Source organism: Thalassospira lucentensis (assembly GCF_011806425.1).
In the GTDB taxonomy this organism is placed as follows: Bacteria; Pseudomonadota; Alphaproteobacteria; order Rhodospirillales; family Thalassospiraceae; genus Thalassospira; species Thalassospira lucentensis_B.
This window is the reverse complement of the sequence record NZ_JAATOV010000003.1, coordinates 176,125-195,747: the sequence shown is the minus strand read 5'-3', so window position 1 is coordinate 195,747 and position 19,623 is coordinate 176,125. Positions and strand designations below refer to the sequence as shown.

Sequence of the window (19,623 nt, the reverse complement as noted above, 5' to 3'; positions counted from 1 at the left end):
CCTCTCAACAGGTCCTTCTCAGGCCGCGATCCGCGCGCGATATTCCTTAATCCGACGTTCCATTTCGGGACGGAAATGACGGATAAGGCCCTGAATTGGCCATGCCGCAGCATCACCAAGCGCACAAATGGTATGGCCCTCGACCTGTTTGGTCACATCCCACAACAGATCAATTTCATCAAGCGTGGCTTCGCCGCGGACCATGCGCGTCATCATGCGCATCATCCAACCGGTACCTTCACGGCACGGTGTGCACTGGCCACAACTTTCATGCTTGTAGAATTCCGACAGACGCGCGATCGCATAGACAATGTCAGTCGACTTATCCATGACGATAACCGCCGCCGTTCCAAGACCCGATCCCACTTCACGCAGGCCATCAAAGTCCATCAGAACGTCGTCACACACGTCTTTTGGCATCAGCGGAACAGACGAACCACCCGGAATAACCGCCAGAAGGTTGTCCCAGCCGCCGCGAACGCCGCCGCAATGTTTTTCGATCAGTTCACGCAGCGGAATGCTCATTGCTTCTTCAACGGTGCACGGCTTTTCGACGTGACCGGAAATGGCAAACAGCTTGGTCCCGTGGTTGTTTTCACGGCCGAAGCTTGAGAACCACGAACCGCCGCGACGCAAAATGGTCGGAACCGCTGCGATGGATTCAACGTTGTTCACTGTGGTCGGGCAACCATACAGCCCCGCATTCGCTGGGAATGGCGGTTTCAGGCGTGGCTGACCTTTTTTACCTTCGAGGCTTTCGATCAATGCGGTTTCTTCACCACAGATATACGCCCCGGCACCAAGGTGCAGGTAAATGTCAAAATCCCAACCAGAACCGCAGGCGTTTTTACCAACAAGGCCCGCTTCATATGCCTGATCGATGGCAATCTGAAGGTTGGAGGCCTCATGATAGAACTCACCGCGGATGTAGATATACGCGGCATGCGCATTCATTGCGAAGCTGGCCAGAAGGCAACCTTCGATCAATGTATGCGGATCATTGCGCATGATCTCACGGTCTTTACAGGTGCCCGGCTCGCCTTCGTCGGCATTGACGACGAGGTAGCTTGGACGACCATCGGATTCTTTGGGCATGAACGACCATTTAAGGCCCGTCGGGAAGCCTGCGCCCCCACGACCACGCATCCCCGATGATTTCATTTCATCGATGATCCAGTCACGGCCCTTTTCGATCAGTCCTTTGGTCCCATCCCAGTTTCCACGGGACTGCGCGCCTTTAAGGCCGAAGTCCTGAAAACCATAGAGATTGGTAAAGATACGATCCTTATCCTGCAGCATATCAGGCGTCCCCTTCGCTTGCATCGGCGTCCTGCGGTGCAGCACCGCAACCACAGAATGCTTTCAGAACCTTCGGACCATCAATCGGCTCGCAACCTTTACGGCCGCTTTGCGGACCGGTTTTCGGTTTCTCACCCTTTTTCAGGGCGTCGAGGATTGCCTTGGTCGTATCTGCGGTCAGATCTTCGTAATAATCGTCGTTAATCTGCATCATCGGTGCGTTAACACACGCACCAAGGCATTCAACTTCGATCATGGTGAACTGACCGTCTTCGGTTGTTTCGCCGACACCAATGCCGAGTTCCTTTTTACAGGTTTCGACAACATCGGCAGAACCGCGAAGCCAGCACGGCGTTGTGGTGCAGACCTGGATGAAATTCTTACCCACTGGGGCAAGATTGTACATCGTATAGAAGGTCGCGACCTCATAGACACGAATGGCGGGCATATCGAGCATGTCGGCAAGGTAATCCATGGCGACAGTCGGAACCCAGTTCCCCTCGGTCTGGCGCTGTGCCAGATCAAGCAACGGCATGACCGCACTTTGCTGGCGGCCTTCCGGGTACTTGGCGATGATCTTTTTCGCTTTTTCCAGATTTTCTGGCGTAAAGGCGAAGCTGACAGGTTGAAGCTCCTTAGGAGCAGGTCTTCTCAAATGGCTCATCGGTCAATCTCACCGAACACGATATCTAGCGACCCGATATTGGCAACGACGTCGGCCAGCATGTGGCCTTTTGACATGAAGTCGATGCCTTGAAGATGCGGGAATCCCGGGGCGCGAATTTTGCAACGATACGGACGGTTCGAGCCATCCGAAACAAGATACACACCAAACTCGCCTTTTGGTGCCTCGACCGCGGCATAGCATTCGCCAGCCGGAACGTGGAAACCTTCGGTAAAGAGTTTGAAGTGGTGGATAAGCGCTTCCATCGAACGCTTCATCTGCGCACGTGACGGCGGAGCCACTTTGTTGTTCTGAACGATCACCGGACCATCAGGCATGTTTTTAACAGCCTGCTTGATGATTTTCAGCGATTGCCACATTTCTTCAAAACGCACGAGGAAACGGTCATAGCAGTCACCGTTTTTGCCCACGGGAATGTCGAAATCGAAATCTTCGTACGAGTCATAAGGCTGCGATTTACGAAGATCCCATGCCAAACCAGATGCGCGGATGTTCGGGCCGGTAAAGCCCCAATCAAGCGCCTCTTCGGCGGACACGGTGCCGATATCAACAGTACGCTGTTTGAAGATACGGTTACCAGTCAGAACGCGGTCAAAGTCGTTCAGGAAGATGTCGAACTGATCGGCCCATGCATCGATATCTTCGAGCAAACCAGCCGGCAAATCAGCCGCAACACCACCCGGACGGAAATAGTTCGCGTGAAGACGGGCACCACAGGCGCGCTCATAGAATTCCATGAGCTTTTCACGTTCTTCAAAGCCCCAAAGCAGCGGGGTCATCGCACCAACGTCAAGCGCAAACGCGGTCAAGTTCAGGATATGGTTCAAGATACGGCCGATTTCGGCGTACAGAACACGGATATACTGAGCACGTTTTGGAACTTCGACGCCCATCAGCTTTTCGATGGCCAGGCAATAAGCATGTTCCTGGTTCATCGGCGCGACATAGTCGAGACGGTCAAAATACGGGGTTGCCTGAATATAGGTTTTATATTCGATCAGCTTTTCCGTACCGCGGTGCAGAAGACCAATATGGGGATCAGCACGTTCAATGACCTCGCCGTCCATTTCCAGGACAAGACGCAGAACCCCGTGGGCCGCAGGGTGCTGCGGACCGAAGTTCATGGTCATATTTTTGATTTTTTGTTCGGACATCAGGCGTTGCCCTCCGCCTTTTCATCGCCCGGAAGAACATTCTGGATGCCTTCCCATGGGCTTTCGAAATCGAAATTACGGAAATCCTGAACCAGTTTGACCGGTTCATAGACGACGCGCTTTTGCTCATCGTCATAACGAACTTCGACATACCCGGTCAGCGGGAAATCCTTACGCAGCGGATGACCTTCAAAACCGTAATCTGTCAGGATACGACGGGGATCGGGATGATCGGCAAAGAAGATGCCGTACATATCCCACGTTTCGCGCTCAAACCAATCGGCGGCGCTGAAAAGAGAGACACAGCTTGGTACTGGCGTTTCTTCGTCGGTCCGCACCTTAACGCGAATGCGCAGGTTATGCTTAAGCGACAGCAGGTGATAGACAACGTCAAAACGCTCAGCACGTTCTGGATAGTCTGCACCACAAACGTCGATAAGCTGCTTAAACAAGCAGCCGGTATCATCCCGAAGGAACGTCAGAACTTTTAGAATATCATCGCGTTTGGCGACGATGGTCAGCTCGTCATAACGAATCTCAGACTCGAGAACTTCGTTTGCAAGCTGTGACACCACAAGATCTTTAAGATCTTTCAATGCGGCGCTGTTATCGCTGAGCAGATCGCTCATGCAAGCCCCCTATTACGGATCAGCGTGTCAGGACACCAGTTCGGCGGATTTTCTTTTGCAACTGCATCACGCCGTAAATCAGCGCTTCGGCTGTCGGCGGGCACCCCGGAACATATACGTCAACCGGGACGACACGATCACAACCGCGCACCACTGAATAGGAATAGTGATAGTAACCGCCGCCATTGGCGCACGACCCCATCGAAATAACCCAGCGCGGCTCTGCCATCTGGTCATAGACCTTACGCAGTGCCGGGGCCATTTTGTTGGTAAGTGTACCAGCAACGATCATCACGTCTGACTGACGCGGGCTTGGACGGAAGACAAGACCATAACGATCAAGATCATAACGCGACGCAGCCGAATGCATCATCTCAACAGCACAGCACGCCAGACCAAATGTCATTGGCCACATCGAACCAGTACTTGCCCAGCTTGCGAGCTTATCGAGATTGGCAAGGACAAAGCCCTTGTCGTTCATCTCGTCAAACACACCCTTAAGCAGGGTATCCTGATCCGTACCGGGTGCCAGGGGTGCGCCTGTATTGGTGCTCACTCCCATTCCAAAGCTCCCTTCTTCCATTCGTAGATAAAGCCGACCGTCAGAACGGCCAGGAAGATCACCATCGAAACAAAGCCGAATGTGCCGATATCACCGAGGGTAACAGCCCACGGGAACAGGAACGCGACTTCAAGGTCGAAAATAATGAACAAAATTGCGACCAGATAGAACCGCACGTCAAACTTGATGCGCGCGTCCTCGAACGGCGCAAAACCGCACTCATATGCGGACAGTTTTTCGACATCCGGTGCCTGCTTGGCAAGAACCAGCGACGCGATGATGATTACCGCCGAAAGACCGACGGCGATCCCGATGAATACCAGGATCGGAAGATATTCCGAAAGAAGCTCTTGCATCTCTCTGACCTCTCAAGAACAGGCCCTCTGACCCGACCAGGTCCCCACCTGGCCAATAACGGCGCACCATAACGTATGCACCGCACAAGTTCCAGCTTTTCAAACAGTTTTTACTGATCTTACGCTCAGAACTTCCTAATCTTTTCTGCCATTTTCTATCATCGAATATCGGACCGCACATCGAGATGATCAAGCCCCACCCCAGCAAACCAGCAAAAGCAACGTGTGGAGTGGCAATCGCGGAAAAGACGAAATGCCCGATAAAAGACAATAGATGAATGGTCATGGCGCGAGCGACGAGACTTGAACTCGCGGCCTCCGGCGTGACAGGCCGGCGCTCTAACCAACTGAGCTACGCCCGCAAAATGACCATCATTCGGCGCGCCTTTGTTAGACCACCCCCCAAACCAAGTCAAGCAGCTAGCAATGATTTCAACCGTTTCGACATTTTGCGGCGCACACATCCCCCGTGGAATGGTAATTTAACCGGGATTTGTACAGAATTAACGCTTTCTGCACATTTTACGCCCTCAATTCGTTTTGGGTTTTTGCATTGGGGTGTCAGCTTTTATAGAATTGTTGACGAATTTCTCCTATCTTACGGTGCGATAGGGGCACGTTCGAACTTCCCACATCAGATTTCGAACAAAGGCATTAGGACGGAGAAGACCACTCGTGGGGCGCGTTAAAGAAGAATACAGATCACTGGCCGGTCCTGAGAAAGCTGCGATTCTCATGCTCGCACTTGGGGAAGAACACGCCACCAAAATGTTCAGCATGATGGATGACGAGGAAATCAAAGAGATTTCCCAAACCATGTCGAGCTTGGGCACGATCGGCTCAAACATCGTTGAACGGTTGTTTGTTGAGTTCGCCGATCAGCTTTCTTCCACCGGGTCGCTTGTTGGCTCGTTCGATACAACCGAACGCTTGCTCTCAAAGGTTCTGTCTGAGGACCGCGTTAACGGCATCATGGAAGAAATCCGCGGCCCTGCGGGTCGCACCATGTGGGACAAGCTGAACAACGTGAACGAAGCGGTTCTGGCCAACTACCTTAAAAACGAATACCCGCAGACCGTTGGTGTTGTGCTTTCGAAACTTAAACCCGGTCACTCTGCCGCGGTTCTGTCATTGCTGCCTGAAAACTTCTCGATGGAAGTCATCATGCGTATGCTGCGCATGGAGGCCGTGCAGAAAGAAGTTCTCGATAATATCGAGAAAACCCTACGTACAGAGTTCATGTCCAACCTTGCGCGCGGTTCGCGCGGGGACAACCACGAACTTATGGCGGACATCTTCAACAGCCTTGATCGCCAAAGTCAGGATCGGTTCCTTACCGCCCTTGAAGAACGTAACCGTGACTCCGCGGAAAAGATCAAAGCCCTTATGTTCACCTTCGAAGACCTTGCGCGTTTGGACAACAACGGTGTTCAGACCCTGCTGCGTCAGGTGGAAAAAGACAAGCTGGCCCTGGCCCTCAAGGGATCGACCGATGCGATGCGCGACCTGTTCTTCAAGAACATGTCCGAACGTGCCGGCAAGATGATGCGCGAAGATATGGACGCGCAAGGCCCGGTCCGCCTGTCGGATGTCGAAGAATCGCAGATGATGATCGTGCAACTGGCCAAGGAATTGGCTGCACAAGGTCAAATCGTTATTTCCGAAGGCGGCGGCGAAGACGAAATGGTCTATTAAGACGACGGACGCCTTCCCACCCCATCAAAAAAGGACAGCCTCGCGCTGTCCTTTTTCTTTTTGGTGCCCTACACGTCAAACCGAGATCAGAACGCACGGCACATATATTATATGCCCTGCCCTCACCGTCCTGCGCGCTGCCTGCAAAAAGGCTTACCCAACAATCACGTTCGGCACCGGATCGGTAATGGATTTGATTTCCCAGTGCAGGCGGTTTTCGCCGTCCTCGTTCTTGAATTCGGCAGCGTTGTGGCTTCGAATGCCTGCCTTCGTGCGAAAATTAATCGTGCCGGTCATTTGATAGCCCAACGCGTTCAGGCGTTCTTGATAGCGATCCGGCACAAACCCGCCGCGAATTTCGACCGTGTTGGAGTCTTTGTAAAAGAACATTTCCAAAATACGAGAATTGCGCCGCACAAAGACAAAGCTTTTATCGCGGATGATGTTGCTGCTGCGTTCGTAAACGATTTTGAACACGCCGCGCCCACTATAGCTTAGCTGCTTAACACCAGAATCGCGTTTTAGGTCGGCCAGAACGATGGCGACTTTTTCTTTTTCCGCTTCGGCGTCCAAGCTGCCATCCAACAGGGCTTCGGTGATGGTCGGCTGTACCAGCAATCCGCGATAGCTCATGCGGTAATCGCCGTTGCGTTCCATACTAATGTCGATGGCAAAGGATTCTGGCAGATAACACCCAACTAATATGAAAGGCATCAGCAGCGCCAACATAAAGCCCCTGAGACGCCGCAGCCCGGATTTTCCACCCTGTGCTGGCGACAGCAGAAAGAAGGGCTGACGCCCCTTTAAAATCAGCGATGCGTAATGGTGGGTCATTATAATTGGTTATCCGATTCCCATGGTCATCCGCCAAGATTGCCCGTCAGCTTGGCAAGCGTCAACTTTTACAGTGATTTACAGAGCTCCGAGCTTGGGGCCGAGCCAAAAGCCAAGCAATGCGATTCGCGCACAAGAATACATGCCGATCACATCGCCCTTTCCGAAATTCCGCATTGCAGTTGGTGTCCGTATTTTTGGTATGCAAACCAAACCGTCAGCCTCTACTGCGCTGCGATATCCAATCAGGCGGAATGCGCACACGCCGAGGTCAAACAAGGTGCCTAAACGACCATTTGATAGCGGTTGTATTTCAGCGAAAGAAAGGCTTCTGGGAAATGAAATTCAGGCAAAGAAAAAGGCGCCCTTTAGGGGCGCCTTAATCGTGGTGGGTGATGAGAGATTCGAACTCCCGACCCTCTCGGTGTAAACGAGATGCTCTAACCAGCTGAGCTAATCACCCGATGTTTCCGCGCTTGTCTGCGGAAGCGAGGCGGAACTTAGCATGCTTTTTTAGAAAAGCAATCCATACATTGCAGAATTTTGAATATTCTATTTCAACGGTATTTATCACCCGCGCATGGTCAACCATGACACTCTATTTTGCGGCTTTTTTGACTGAAAACCCGCGAATCACGCGCCAACCCGAAATGCGTTTTGCCGGATAATGATTCGTCTGAACGTAAAAAAATGAAATGCAGGCAAAGAAAAAGGCGCCCTTTAGAGGCGCCTTAATCATGGTGGGTGATGAGAGATTCGAACTCCCGACCCTCTCGGTGTAAACGAGATGCTCTAACCAGCTGAGCTAATCACCCGATATGTCCATGCTTTCTTGCGAAAGCGGGCGGAACATAGCATGGATTTTAGAAAAATCAATGCCGGTGACAGGTGTCACCGGCATTTTTATTCAAAACATCGCCAAACTTAGTTGACGGCGTCTTTAAGGCCTTTACCAGCCTTGAATTTCGGCTGTTTCGATGCCGGGATGTCGATTTCTTCACCGGTGCGCGGGTTGCGACCTTTTGAAGCAGCGCGAGCAGCGACAGCGAAGGTACCGAAGCCAACCAGACGAACTTCGTCGCCTGATTTCAAAGAATCGGTAATGGAATCGAAAACAGCATCAACTGCCTTAGCGGCATCAGCTTTTGAAAGATCAGCTTTAGCGGCTACACTTCCAACGAGATCGTTTTTATTCACTTCCTGGCCCCCTTGTTTGGACGTTCGGAGTTATGAGGAAATTTGGTTTGCCCCAAACCTGTTGCACGGGCAGTTTAAGCAGGTCGCCAACATCTCGTCAATGCGAGAGACGCAGTTTTCTGCGGTTTTTGACGTTTTTTTCCATTTTTTACACTTTACACCTCAGCTGAGATCGGACTTTGCCGATTCTAAGCCCAAGTTATCCACAGAAAAAGGGGAGCAACGATGCTGCTCCCCTTTATTTTCTGCGGATTTGGAGGTTTTCTAGTGTGTGGTCACACCGCCTACTTCCGATTCTTCGCTGTCTTTGGATCCGACGGCGATATCATCGTCGCCTTCTTCCCATTCGATTGGCACCAATGGGTTGACCAATGCGTGGGTCAGAACCTCGTCAACATGGGAAACCGGAATGATTTCCAAGCCGCGTTTTACGTTGTCAGGAATCTCTTCGAGATCCTTTTCGTTTTCCTGCGGGATCAGAACGGTCTTCACCCCACCCCGCAAGGCCGCGAGAAGTTTTTCCTTCAAACCGCCGATCGGAAGAACGCGACCACGCAAGGTCACCTCGCCCGTCATCGCGACATCTTTGCGTACCGGGTTTCCGGTCAGAACCGAAACAACCGACGTCACCATGCCAACACCGGCCGACGGGCCGTCTTTTGGTGTTGCGCCTTCGGGGACGTGAACGTGAATATCGCGTTTCTGGAACAAGGTTGGCTTGATACCAAACTCGACCGCACGTGAACGAACAAACGAGGTTGCCGCCTGAATCGATTCCGTCATGACTTCACCGAGTTTACCGGTGGTTTTCATGTTGCCCTTGCCAGGAACCGTTACAGATTCAATCTGCAACAGATCGCCACCAAATTCGGTGTAAGCAAGACCGGTCACGACACCAACCTGATCTTCACCCTCCGTCTCCCCAAAGCGGAACTTACGGATACCGGCATATTTGCCAAGGGTCCGCGGGGTCACACGTACAGATGTAATGCTTTCAAGCATCAGGCGTTTGGTCGCCTTACGGGCCAAGCCAGCCAATTCACGCTCAAGACTACGCACACCTGCTTCGCGGGTGTAGTAGCGAATAAGATCGCGAAGGGCATCGTCGGAAATGCTCCACTCGTCCTTTTTCAGGCCGTTATCTTTGACCTGTTTGGGGATCAAGTGACGTTTGGCAATTTCGACTTTTTCATCTTCGGTGTAACCCGAAAGACGGATGACTTCCATACGGTCCAAAAGCGGCTGCTGCATGCGCAGCGAATTCGCCGTGGTCACGAACATGACATCCGAAAGATCGTAATCGACTTCCAGATAGTGATCGTTAAAGGTCGAATTCTGTTCCGGATCAAGCACCTCAAGCAGAGCTGACGCAGGGTCGCCACGGAAATCCGAACCCATTTTTTCGATCTCATCGAGAAGGAAGAGCGGGTTGGAATATTTGGCTTTTTTCATACCCTGAACGATCTTGCCCGGCATGGACCCGATATAGGTCCGACGGTGACCGCGGATTTCAGACTCATCACGTACACCACCAAGTGACATACGCACAAAGCTACGACCGGTCGCATTGGCCATCGATTTACCGAGCGAGGTTTTACCCACGCCGGGAGGACCAACAAGGCACAGGATCGGGCCTTTAACTTTTTTCGTACGGGCCTGAACGGCTAAATACTCAAGGATGCGTTCTTTGACCTTTTCCAGACCGAAATGTTCTTTATCCAGAACCTTTTTGGCCTTTTTCAGATCATGCGAAACACGCGAACGCTTGTTCCACGGAATAGACACCATCCAATCAAGATAGTTGCGCACCACAGTGGCTTCTGCCGACATCGGGCTCATATTGCGCAATTTCTTGAGTTCGGCTTGGGCCTTTTCCTTTGCCTCTTTGGGCATTTTGGCCTTGTTCAGCTTCTCTTCGAGTTCAGAAGCTTCGTCCTTGCCGTCTTCGCCCTCGCCCAGTTCTTTCTGAATGGCTTTAAGTTGCTCATTCAAATAGTACTCGCGCTGGGTTTTTTCCATCTGGCGTTTGACGCGGTTGCGGATCTTCTTTTCGACCTGCAGCACGCCAATTTCGGATTCCATGAAGCCGAAAATACGTTCCAAACGATCACCGACAAGGGCAGTTTCCAGAAGTTCCTGTTTTTCGGAAATCTTAAGCGACAGGTGCGAAGCAACCGTGTCAGCAAGCTTTGCCGGTTCTTCGATCTGATTGACCGAAACCAGGACTTCTGGCGGAATTTTTTTGTTGAGTTTGATGTACTGCTCAAACTGCGTGACGACAGAACGCGCCAGCGCTTCAAGTTCGCTGTCGTCTTCGTCTGTGTCTTCGCGCACGGCTGCATGGGCCTGGAAGAATTCCGTGTTATCAACGTAACCAGAAATTTCGGCACGCTTACCGCCTTCGACCAGGACCTTTACCGTCCCGTCTGGCAGTTTAAGAAGCTGAAGAACAGTTGCGACCGTCCCGACGTCATAAAGATCATTGACCGACGGATCATCAAGACCGGCGTCTTTCTGTGTGACAAGCAGGATTTGCTTGTCTTCGCGCATGACATCCTCGAGCGCACGCACAGACTTTTCACGTCCCACAAACAGCGGAACAATCATGTGCGGGAACACGACAATGTCGCGCAACGGCAGCACCGGGTATATTTCGCCACGTGCTAATTCGACCATTATGTTCTATTCCCTAATCTGAGCCAAAACGTTCCTGCGGTCCTACCTTAGGCCCCGACAGCAACGCGAACATTCAGAAGATAATCTGAAATTCCCGCACCGCAATAGCATGCCGGTGCGGGAAATGAATATCAGGCAGAGTTCTCGACACCTTCGCGACGTTCCGCATGGATCAGCAAGGGTTTCGCTTTTCCTTGGACAACATCGGCGTTGATGACGATTTCCTCGACACTTTCAAGGGTCGGCAGGTCGAACATGGTGTCAAGCAGGATGCCTTCCATGATCGAGCGCAAACCACGTGCACCCGTCTTACGCTCAATCGCCTTAGCAGCGATTGCTTTAAGCGCATCCGTCTGGAAGGTCAGTTTGACGTCTTCCATGTCGAACAGACGTTCGTACTGCTTGATCAGTGCGTTTTTCGGCTGGGTCAAAATCTGAACCAGCGCGTCGTCGTCAAGGTCTTCGAGCGTTGCCAGAACCGGCAGACGACCAATGAATTCTGGAATAAGACCGAATTTCAACAGATCTTCTGGTTCAACTTCGCGCAAGACATCGCCAGTACGGCGTTCTTCCGGGCTGCGAACATCGGCACCAAAGCCGATTGCGCTGCCTTTGCCACGCTGCGAGATCACCTTATCGAGGCCGGCAAACGCGCCGCCAACGATGAACAGGATGTTGGTCGTGTCGACCTGCAGGAATTCCTGTTGCGGATGCTTGCGACCACCCTGGGGCGGCACAGAGGCAACAGTACCTTCCATGATCTTAAGCAATGCTTGCTGAACGCCTTCACCCGAAACATCGCGCGTGATCGACGGATTGTCCGACTTACGCGAGATTTTGTCGACTTCGTCAATATAGACGATGCCGCGCTGGGCGCGTTCGACGTTGTAGTCAGCAGACTGCAGCAATTTCAAAATGATGTTCTCGACATCTTCACCGACGTAACCGGCTTCGGTCAGTGTCGTGGCATCTGCCATGGTGAAGGGAACATCAAGAATGCGGGCAAGGGTCTGGGCCAGAAGCGTTTTACCGCAACCGGTCGGACCAACCAGCATAATGTTTGATTTCGCCAGTTCGATATCTTCGTTCTTACTGGCGTGATGCAGACGCTTGTAATGGTTGTGAACCGCTACAGAGAGAACTTTCTTCGCATGGCCCTGACCGATGACATAATCATCAAGGACCTTGCAAATCTCTTGCGGAGAAGGCACCCCGTCAGCCGATTTGACAAGATGAGTTTTGTGCTCTTCGCGGATGATGTCCATGCAAAGCTCTACGCATTCATCACAGATGAACACGGTTGGACCGGCGATGAGCTTGCGAACCTCGTGCTGGCTCTTTCCACAGAAAGAACAGTACAGAGTGTTCTTGGAGTCCCCGCTATTCGATTTGCTCATACAAACCCCAATTACGTTTGACGTTATCTTTTATCGCCATGTTAGCCGGTAAACGATACCGATCTCAACGTTTAATCTGCGCTTTTCGGCCATTTGGCTATTTGATTTATATGGGACCGCAATTCCAGTTGCGAAACCCCCTTACCTTATCACCCAAACGTTTGGGCAAAAGACAAGTTCCGATCAGCGGCCAAAAAGCCAAGCACCCTCTTGTCTATGACTTAAAAGTGCCATGAAGCAAGTCATAAAAAAACGCCCCGGCCAACGACCGGGGCGTTTTCACCGACCATCATCAGACGATCAGTCTTTCTTTTCGTCGCTTTCGGTCTTCGGACGCGACGTCACCACCTCGTCAATCAGGCCAAATTCTTTTGCCTGATCCGGGGTAAGGAAGTTGTCGCGCTCCATCGCATCTTCGATCGTCTTAAGATCACGGCCGGTATGTTCGACGTAGATCTCGTTAAGACGCTGACGCAGTGCCAGGATTTCGCGGGCATGGATTTCGATGTCCGATGCCTGCCCCTGGAAGCCGCCAGACGGCTGGTGGATCATGACGCGGGCATTCGGCAGGCAGTAACGCTTACCTTTTGCACCGGCCATCAACAGAAGAGACCCCATAGAAGCCGCCTGCCCCATGCACACCGTAGAGACATCGCAACGGATGTACTGCATGGTATCATAGATGGCGAGACCAGAGGTCACAACACCGCCCGGAGAATTGATATAGAGCGAAATATCCTTATCGGGATTTTCCGATTCGAGATGCAGGAGTTGCGCGCAGATCAATGACGACATGCCGTCATGAACCTGACCGTTGATGAAGACGATCCGCTCCTTGAGCAAACGCGAAAAGATGTCATAAGCCCGTTCGCCACGGCTGGTCTGTTCAACCACCATCGGCACAAGCGAGTTCATCTGTTCTTTAATCATCAACTGCAATCTCCCTGCATGATCCAAACCGGTTCCGGTAGGATGTATTCACTTCCGATTAGTCAGCTTTCTTTTTAGCAGCCGGTTTCTTGGCAGCAGCTTTTTTGGCCGGAGCCTTTTTTTCTGCGTCCTTTTTAGCCGGTGCTTTTTTGGCAGCCGATTTTTTCTTTTTCGGAGCTTCTTCTTCCTCTTCAGGTTTCAGAAGTTCGTCAACGGTGACGGTCTTGTCTTCAACCTTGGCAAGCTCAACGATGAAATCAACGACCTTGTCTTCATATACAGGGCCCTGAAGCGCCTGCAAGGCCTGCGGGTTATTTTTATAGAATTCAATAACCTGCTGTTCCTGACCCGGGTACTTCTGAGCTTCGGCAACAAGAACCTTGTTGACGTCTTCCTGAGTAACCTGGATTTCGTTTTTGCGGCCAACTTCTGCCAGAAGCAAACCAAGAAGAACGCGGCGTTCTGCGATTTCGCGGAACTCGTCGGTCAGCTCTTCTTCGGACTTGCCTTTGGTTTCGTCGTCTTCCTGTCCAGCTTCACGGGCCTGTTTGATCTGGCCGATGATGCCTTCGAGTTCGTTGTCAACCAGCGAGGTCGGCAATTCGAAGCTGTGGTTTTCAGCAAGCGCGTCAAGAAGCTCACGCTTCATTTTCTGACGGGAAACCGATTCGTACTCACGACCGTAATCCTTACGGATTGCGTCTTTGAGCGCTTCGAAGCTTTCCTGACCCAATTTTTTGGCCAGTTCGTCATCAAGCTCAGCTGGTTTCTTTTCTTTAATTTCTTTGACGGTTACGTCGAACTCGGCATCTTTGCCTGCGAGTTCAGCAGCACCGTAAGCTTCCGGGAATTTAACTTTAACGACGAGTTCGTCGCCAGCGTTAACACCGGTCAGCTGCTCTTCGAAACCTTCGATGAACGAGCCAGAACCCAGTTCGAGTTCGTAATCTTCGGCTTTGCCGCCTTCGAATGCTTCGCCATCGATTTTGCCGAGGAAGTCAATTACGACAACATCGCCAGTTTTCGATTTGCGTTTGCGCGCCAACGGAGCAGTGGTGCCCTGTGCTGCAGCAATACGCTCAAGCGTTTCAGTAACTTTGGAATCGTCAAGTTCAACAACTTCGCGGGTCAGCGTCAGCTTTTTGAAGTCCATTGCTTCGATCGCCGGGATGACTTCAACAGCGATGTCGAACTCAAGATCACCGCCTTCATCGAATTTGGTAACTTCGATTTTCGGCTGAACGGCGGGGCGCAGGTCATTGTCGTTGAGAACTTTGCCAGTGTTTTCGTTTACAGTGGCTTCAAGAACTTCACCCATGACGGACTGACCATAGCGCTGGCGCAGGAGTTTCGCCGGGATTTTGCCCGGACGGAAGCCTGGAAGGCGAACCTGGTCTTTGATCTCGTCAAGTTTGGCGACGACTTTTTCTTCGATGAGTGCGGCTGGCACCACGACTTTGAACTCGCGCGCCAGGCCTTCGTTTTTGGTTTCAGTAACCTGCATAGATAACTCTTTTGCTTGGTTCGAATAATGTCCGTTACGCGACGCAGTCCGGACGTCAGAAAGTCAAAATGACTAAACGAATATGTAATCTGGTCCAATATATCCGGTGCGCAAGTGGTACGGGCGAAGGGACTCGAACCCCCACGAATTGCTTCACCAGGACCTAAACCTGGCGCGTCTACCAATTCCGCCACGCCCGCACACAAGCGTACCAAACACGCCGGACAAACCGGCATGAGTGCGCCTTAATACAAACTTCGATGACCTCATGCAAGCGTCGCCTTTCGACAATTGTCATCTTGGCACGCCGAAATAACCCAAAAGCGCAAAAATCCGCCATTTCAGCGGATTTCACTACATTACAAAACGCATACCAAAGCCCAACCACACGGCGAAAATGGGCAAAATCGCCCTGCCCGACACGGCTTTGCTGCGTTTTTTGACGCCAAATTGGTCCTGATAACTTTCATGCGAACAAGCGCCCTTCTCCACCGCGCGAAAGCAAAGGTTGCCCTAAGCCCCTTAAAAAGAGGGACAAAAGGTCAAGACACAGCCGAGAAAACACCTGTGCGATGATCGCTTATTTCCGCGACGCCAACCACAATTCGCGCAAAACCGTAGGCAAATGATCCGGGATATCTTCGGCAATCAAGCCGGGGCCGATATCGCTTCCGGCCCGCCCATGCAGCCATGCCCCCATGCAGGCCGCATCGAACATTTCCATCCCTTGGGCCATCAACCCGGCAATGATCCCGGCCAAAACATCGCCCGATCCCGCCGTTGCCAACCAAGGCGCATCGACTGAGCTGATCGCGGCGCGACCATCAGGTGCAGCGATAACCGTATCGGCCCCTTTGATCAGGACCGTCGCACCGCTTCGTTTGGCGGCCGCCCGGGCACGCGCCAATTTATCGCCAGAAATATCAGGAAACAGTCGAGAAAATTCACCTTCATGCGGGGTTAAAACGGTCGGCCCTTTGATCGCAAAGCACAAGGTGGACGGATCGTCGGCAAAGCTGGTCAGCGCATCGGCATCCAACACAGTCGCCCGGCAAAGATGCAAAAGCTGCAACACCAGACCGCGCGTGTCATCACCAACCCCATAGCCTGGCCCAACGACAAAGGCATTATGTCGACAATCATTTAAAAGGCCGTCTAGCCCGCCAATCGATGCGGTCATATTCCCTGGTGCGTCCGCCGCATAGACCGGCATCGCAGATGGTTCGGATACGATGGTCAGCAACCCGACACCTGATCGCCGCGCAGCACGGGCAACAAGGCGCGTCGCCCCGGACATGGCGCCACCGCCAAAGGCCAATAAATGCCCACGGTGATATTTATGCCCATCAAGCCCCGGCCAGCAGATGCCAGCACGCCAAAGGGCCGGATCATTGCGCCAACAGTTTGGACGCAGTTCTGCAACCACCTGATCGGGAATGCCTATATCGCGCACAGCAAGCTCCCCACAATGTTGGCGGCCCGGCAATAGATAGTGCCCAGGCTTGGCCCGGCAAAACGTCACCGTCAGGTCAGCCTTGATGGCACACCCCATAACCGCACCGGTATTTCCATCGATGCCACTTGGCACATCCACCGACACCACCGCCGCCATGCTTTGGTTTGTTGCCGCAATCAGATCAGCGACTTCGCCGGTGATATCGCGCGCCAACCCGGCGCCGAAAATGCAATCAACAATCAGATCCGCCCCAACGACCAAGGCGGGCGATAACCGTTCGGTTGCCCCATCCCACCGTTTGGCATGAAGCAATGCATCACCGGTAAGGTTTTCAGTATCGCCCAGCAGTCCAAGGCGCACGGACCAGCCTTCGTCACGCAACAAGCGCGCAATGACAAAACCATCGCCGCCATTATTGCCCGGACCACACAGGACCGAAACGGAGCGCGGCGACCAATGGCGGACAATTTCGTCAAACACCATCCGCCCGGCTGTATCCATCAGGGTTTCGCCCGAAACACCGCCATCAATTGTACGACGGTCAGCTTCATACATCTGGTCGGTTGTCAGGATTTCAAACATTTTGCACCGTCACCATTCCCTGCCAATAATCGCGGCCTTTATTGCTTGGCCGTTTGGTCCTTTGATCTGATCATACACTGCACCGCACGGACAGACATCGGTAGCCATTTGTTTTATGCATCAGTATATTGCAAATGATTTTGCGAGTCAGATAGTTAAAGAAATTACGCACCGTCGCATAGGCTTTACGATCTGACGGATGCGCAAAAGAGACACTTCACACGGGGCTTTTCCGACATGCATGTTGTCGTTTTGGGCGCTGGCGTCATTGGGACGACGGCGGCTTGGTATCTTTTGGAAAATGGCCATCAGGTGACAGTGATTGACCGCCAACATGCCAGCGCACAAGAAACCAGCTTTGCCAATGGTGGGCAAATTTCCGCCTGCCATGCAACACCCTGGGCCAATGCCAATACCCCAAAACAGATCCTGAAATGGCTGGGCCGCGAAGAAGCCCCGCTTTTGTTTCGTATGCGCTTTGACCCGCAACTTTTTGACTGGGGCCTTCGGTTTTTGCGCAATTGCACTTCTGCGCGCGCGGCCGAAAACCTTGAAAAATCGTTGCGCGTTGCAGTCTATAGCCGCGATTGCCTGCGGCAATTACGCAATGACCTTGGCCTTACCTATGACCACCGCCAAGAAGGTATTCTTCATATTTGCCGCGATGAACGTGAAATGGCTTCTGTTGCCGCGGCAACCGCACAAATGCAGGAATTTGGCCTAAACCGGCGCATGGTCAGTGCCGATGAATGTTATGACATTGAACCTGCCCTTCGCCAAAGCAACGCCAAAATCTTGGGCGGCAGCTTTACCCCCGATGATGAAAGCGGCGATGCCCATAAATTCACGCAAAGCTTGGCGCAAAAATGCATCGAACGCGGCGCAACGTTTAAATTCGACACCAAGATTATGGGCCTCAAATATGATCAGGGGCGCGTAACATCGGTTCAAACCGATGCGGGCACCATCAATGGGGATGCGTTTGTTGTCTGCATGGGCAGTTACAGCCCGCTTTTAACAAAGCCGCTTGGCATTCATCTTCCGATATATCCCTGCAAGGGCTATTCGCTTAGCATTAATACAACCGGATATAACGGCGCGCCGACAACCGCGTTGATAGATGACAGCGTTAAGATGGTTTATGCCCGGCTTGGTGATCGGCTTCGTGTCGCAGGAACCGCCGAATTGGATGGATACTCGTTGCGGATGTCCGAACGGCGCCAACAAATGATCGTCGATAAGGCATTTGAATTATTTCCAAATTCGGGTGATCGGTCGAACATCACGTTTTGGTCGGGTCTTCGCCCGGTTACGCCTGATTCTGCCCCTATTATTAGCCGCACAAAATATGCTAATCTATTCCTTAACACCGGTCATGGGACGTTGGGCTGGACAATGAGTTGTGGCTCAGGCAAGGCAATTGCCGACCTGATCAGCAACAAACACCCTGACATCCCGCTAACAGGATTAGGTAGCGAACGTTTTTAACGGGCTTTGCTATTCAAAATGGGATCTGGGACAGATATGACCAACGACACACCTATTGGTGCGCAATCTGGTGCGCCATTGGCCGATCAGGTCGTTTTAAACGCCCTTCCCTATGCCGCCGTGATTTGCGACCGCACGGGCAAAGTATTGCAATGCAACGATGCCATCGCACGCATGATCGGTGTATCCAAGGACCGCATGCTTGGCACTACAGCCGGCTTTCTTTCCAAGGGTCTATTAGCTGACATTCAAGATGTGTTTTCATCTGGTCGATCTTGGCGTGGCGATATCGTGCTGGTCAATGCAAATGATGAAAGCCACGTCTGCGATCTTTCGATTGCGCCGCTTGAATATTCCCAGAACAACGAAACCTGCACGGCAGTGTTGCTCACGCTTTTGGAAAACGATCGTCAAAAGCAGGCCGAGCGCAGCCTGATGGTGCAAAATCGCAACCTGTCGGATGCCAACGCATCAAAGGCAGAGTTTATTGCCAATATGGGCCATGAATTGCGCACACCGCTAAATGCAATTATCGGCAACTCCGAACTGATTGCAGAAGGCGTGCTTGGCGATCTTTCAGATGGCTATCGCGATTGCGGCCGTGACGTGTTTGAGGCGGGTAAACACCTGCTGGAACTGGTCAATAATGTTCTGGATGTGTCGAAGCTATCGGCTGGGTCGATGACGGTGAACCTTGAAGAAGCGGATCTGATTGCCGTGATCAAAGAGGCCGTCAAACTGACCAATGATGACATTTCCCGCCATCAGCACAGCCTGAATTTCGAGATCGCCGAAACAACCTTCCCAATGCGCTGTGATACGCTCAAGACCAAGCAAATCTTGATCAACATCCTTAGCAACGCGGCGAAATTCACCCCCGACGGCGGCACCATCACCATCGGCCTGACACAAACAGAAACCGACATCACCATTTCGATCGCGGATACCGGTGTCGGCATGGCGCCCAACGATATTCCGCGCGCGCTGGCCCGGTTTTCACAGCTTCATCCATCGGGTGTTAAGGAAAGCCCCGGTACGGGACTTGGCCTGCCGCTGGCAAAGCTTTTGGTCGAGCTTCTTGGTGGACGGCTTAGCATTGAAAGTGCGGTTGGCAAGGGAACGACGGTTGGCATCACCCTGCCGCGCGCCTGATCAACACAACACACCAATAGCATCCTG

16 protein-coding genes and 4 tRNA genes are annotated in these 19,623 nt (G+C 52.3%); 3 read left to right on the top strand and 17 right to left on the bottom strand.

Going from position 1 to position 19,623, the window contains the following annotated elements:
* Positions 1-18: 18 nt before the first annotated feature.
* From nuoF to HCZ99_RS10840, 7 genes are all read right to left on the bottom strand, one after another.
* Positions 19-1,299: an NADH-quinone oxidoreductase subunit NuoF gene (gene nuoF, locus HCZ99_RS10870; RefSeq protein WP_167446996.1), complete on the bottom strand. Its 1,281-nt coding sequence runs from the start codon at positions 1,297-1,299 to the stop codon at positions 19-21.
* A gap of 1 nt (position 1,300) precedes the next feature.
* Positions 1,301-1,963: an NADH-quinone oxidoreductase subunit NuoE gene (nuoE, locus tag HCZ99_RS10865; protein WP_167446995.1), complete on the bottom strand. Its 663-nt coding sequence runs from the start codon at positions 1,961-1,963 to the stop codon at positions 1,301-1,303.
* Positions 1,960-3,138 carry an NADH-quinone oxidoreductase subunit D gene (locus HCZ99_RS10860; protein WP_167446994.1) on the bottom strand — a complete coding sequence of 393 codons (1,179 nt, stop codon included), beginning with the start codon at positions 3,136-3,138 and terminating at the stop codon, positions 1,960-1,962. The genes nuoE and HCZ99_RS10860 overlap by 4 nt, the downstream gene beginning before the upstream one ends.
* On the bottom strand, positions 3,138-3,767 hold the full coding sequence (locus tag HCZ99_RS10855) for an NADH-quinone oxidoreductase subunit C (protein WP_167446993.1): 630 nt from the start codon (positions 3,765-3,767) through the stop codon (positions 3,138-3,140). The genes HCZ99_RS10860 and HCZ99_RS10855 overlap by 1 nt, the downstream gene beginning before the upstream one ends.
* Before the next feature lie 19 nt (positions 3,768-3,786).
* Entirely contained in the window at positions 3,787-4,329 is a 543-nt protein-coding gene (locus HCZ99_RS10850; protein WP_167446992.1) for a NuoB/complex I 20 kDa subunit family protein, read from the bottom strand.
* The gene (locus tag HCZ99_RS10845) at positions 4,320-4,685 is read right to left on the bottom strand and encodes an NADH-quinone oxidoreductase subunit A (RefSeq protein ID WP_022732400.1); all 366 of its coding nucleotides are present in this window, start codon (positions 4,683-4,685) and stop codon (positions 4,320-4,322) included. Before HCZ99_RS10845 ends, HCZ99_RS10850 begins: the two co-directional genes overlap by 10 nt.
* A 285-nt stretch (positions 4,686-4,970) precedes the next feature.
* Positions 4,971-5,047: transfer RNA gene (locus HCZ99_RS10840), tRNA-Asp, on the bottom strand.
* 313 nt (positions 5,048-5,360) lie between these two features.
* Between HCZ99_RS10840 and fliG the strand changes: the two genes are divergently transcribed.
* Entirely contained in the window at positions 5,361-6,380 is a 1,020-nt protein-coding gene (gene fliG / locus HCZ99_RS10835) for a flagellar motor switch protein FliG (RefSeq protein ID WP_167446991.1), read from the top strand.
* A gap of 153 nt (positions 6,381-6,533) precedes the next feature.
* Here fliG and HCZ99_RS10830 read toward each other — a convergent pair whose 3' ends face one another.
* The 10 genes from HCZ99_RS10830 to HCZ99_RS10785 form a co-directional block, all read right to left on the bottom strand.
* Positions 6,534-7,094, bottom strand: coding sequence for a hypothetical protein (locus HCZ99_RS10830; protein ID WP_254869575.1), 561 nt, complete (start codon positions 7,092-7,094; stop codon positions 6,534-6,536).
* A 506-nt stretch (positions 7,095-7,600) separates the two neighbouring features.
* A tRNA-Val gene (locus tag HCZ99_RS10825) sits at positions 7,601-7,677 on the bottom strand.
* A 275-nt stretch (positions 7,678-7,952) separates the two neighbouring features.
* Positions 7,953-8,029: transfer RNA gene (locus HCZ99_RS10820), tRNA-Val, on the bottom strand.
* A gap of 109 nt (positions 8,030-8,138) precedes the next feature.
* Positions 8,139-8,411 (bottom strand): HU family DNA-binding protein, encoded by a 273-nt coding sequence (locus tag HCZ99_RS10815; protein ID WP_008891813.1) that lies wholly within the window; start codon positions 8,409-8,411, stop codon positions 8,139-8,141.
* Positions 8,412-8,675: 264 nt separating this feature from the next.
* Positions 8,676-11,087, bottom strand: coding sequence for an endopeptidase La (lon, locus tag HCZ99_RS10810; protein ID WP_167446990.1), 2,412 nt, complete (start codon positions 11,085-11,087; stop codon positions 8,676-8,678).
* Between the two features lie 131 nt (positions 11,088-11,218).
* Positions 11,219-12,484: an ATP-dependent Clp protease ATP-binding subunit ClpX gene (clpX, locus tag HCZ99_RS10805; RefSeq protein WP_167446989.1), complete on the bottom strand. Its 1,266-nt coding sequence runs from the start codon at positions 12,482-12,484 to the stop codon at positions 11,219-11,221.
* A gap of 300 nt (positions 12,485-12,784) precedes the next feature.
* Complete coding sequence (gene clpP / locus HCZ99_RS10800) at positions 12,785-13,414, bottom strand: ATP-dependent Clp endopeptidase proteolytic subunit ClpP (RefSeq protein ID WP_167446988.1); 630 nt, start codon at positions 13,412-13,414, stop codon at positions 12,785-12,787.
* Between the two features lie 58 nt (positions 13,415-13,472).
* A complete protein-coding gene (gene tig, locus HCZ99_RS10795; RefSeq protein ID WP_167446987.1) occupies positions 13,473-14,918 on the bottom strand; it encodes a trigger factor in 1,446 nt (481 codons plus the stop codon).
* A 115-nt stretch (positions 14,919-15,033) separates the two neighbouring features.
* Positions 15,034-15,118: transfer RNA gene (locus HCZ99_RS10790), tRNA-Leu, on the bottom strand.
* A gap of 380 nt (positions 15,119-15,498) precedes the next feature.
* Positions 15,499-16,956, bottom strand: coding sequence for an NAD(P)H-hydrate dehydratase (locus HCZ99_RS10785; protein ID WP_167446986.1), 1,458 nt, complete (start codon positions 16,954-16,956; stop codon positions 15,499-15,501).
* A 237-nt stretch (positions 16,957-17,193) separates the two neighbouring features.
* Here HCZ99_RS10785 and HCZ99_RS10780 point away from each other — a divergent pair, with 237 nt between their 5' ends.
* Both HCZ99_RS10780 and HCZ99_RS10775 read left to right on the top strand, forming a co-directional pair.
* A complete protein-coding gene (locus HCZ99_RS10780) occupies positions 17,194-18,444 on the top strand; it encodes a D-amino acid dehydrogenase (protein ID WP_167446985.1) in 1,251 nt (416 codons plus the stop codon).
* Between the two features lie 36 nt (positions 18,445-18,480).
* A complete protein-coding gene (locus tag HCZ99_RS10775) occupies positions 18,481-19,596 on the top strand; it encodes a PAS domain-containing sensor histidine kinase (RefSeq protein WP_167446984.1) in 1,116 nt (371 codons plus the stop codon).
* Positions 19,597-19,623: the final 27 nt, after the last annotated feature.

Bases quoted from the DNA above. Each gene is read 5' to 3' on its own strand.
- tig (WP_167446987.1), bottom strand. From the start codon at position 14,918: ATGCAGGTTACTGAAACCAAAAACGAAGGCCTGGCGCGCGAGTTCAAA.
- nuoE (WP_167446995.1), bottom strand. From the start codon at position 1,963: ATGAGCCATTTGAGAAGACCTGCTCCTAAGGAGCTTCAACCTGTCAGC.
- clpX (WP_167446989.1), bottom strand. From the start codon at position 12,484: ATGAGCAAATCGAATAGCGGGGACTCCAAGAACACTCTGTACTGTTCT.
- HCZ99_RS10860 (WP_167446994.1), bottom strand. From the start codon at position 3,138: ATGTCCGAACAAAAAATCAAAAATATGACCATGAACTTCGGTCCGCAG.
- lon (WP_167446990.1), bottom strand. From the start codon at position 11,087: ATGGTCGAATTAGCACGTGGCGAAATATACCCGGTGCTGCCGTTGCGC.
- nuoF (WP_167446996.1), bottom strand. From the start codon at position 1,299: ATGCTGCAGGATAAGGATCGTATCTTTACCAATCTCTATGGTTTTCAG.
- HCZ99_RS10785 (WP_167446986.1), bottom strand. From the start codon at position 16,956: ATGTTTGAAATCCTGACAACCGACCAGATGTATGAAGCTGACCGTCGT.
- clpP (WP_167446988.1), bottom strand. From the start codon at position 13,414: ATGATTAAAGAACAGATGAACTCGCTTGTGCCGATGGTGGTTGAACAG.
- HCZ99_RS10775 (WP_167446984.1), top strand. From the start codon at position 18,481: ATGACCAACGACACACCTATTGGTGCGCAATCTGGTGCGCCATTGGCC.
- HCZ99_RS10850 (WP_167446992.1), bottom strand. From the start codon at position 4,329: ATGGGAGTGAGCACCAATACAGGCGCACCCCTGGCACCCGGTACGGAT.
- HCZ99_RS10845 (WP_022732400.1), bottom strand. From the start codon at position 4,685: ATGCAAGAGCTTCTTTCGGAATATCTTCCGATCCTGGTATTCATCGGG.
- HCZ99_RS10780 (WP_167446985.1), top strand. From the start codon at position 17,194: ATGCATGTTGTCGTTTTGGGCGCTGGCGTCATTGGGACGACGGCGGCT.
- HCZ99_RS10830 (WP_254869575.1), bottom strand. From the start codon at position 7,094: ATGCCTTTCATATTAGTTGGGTGTTATCTGCCAGAATCCTTTGCCATC.
- HCZ99_RS10855 (WP_167446993.1), bottom strand. From the start codon at position 3,767: ATGAGCGATCTGCTCAGCGATAACAGCGCCGCATTGAAAGATCTTAAA.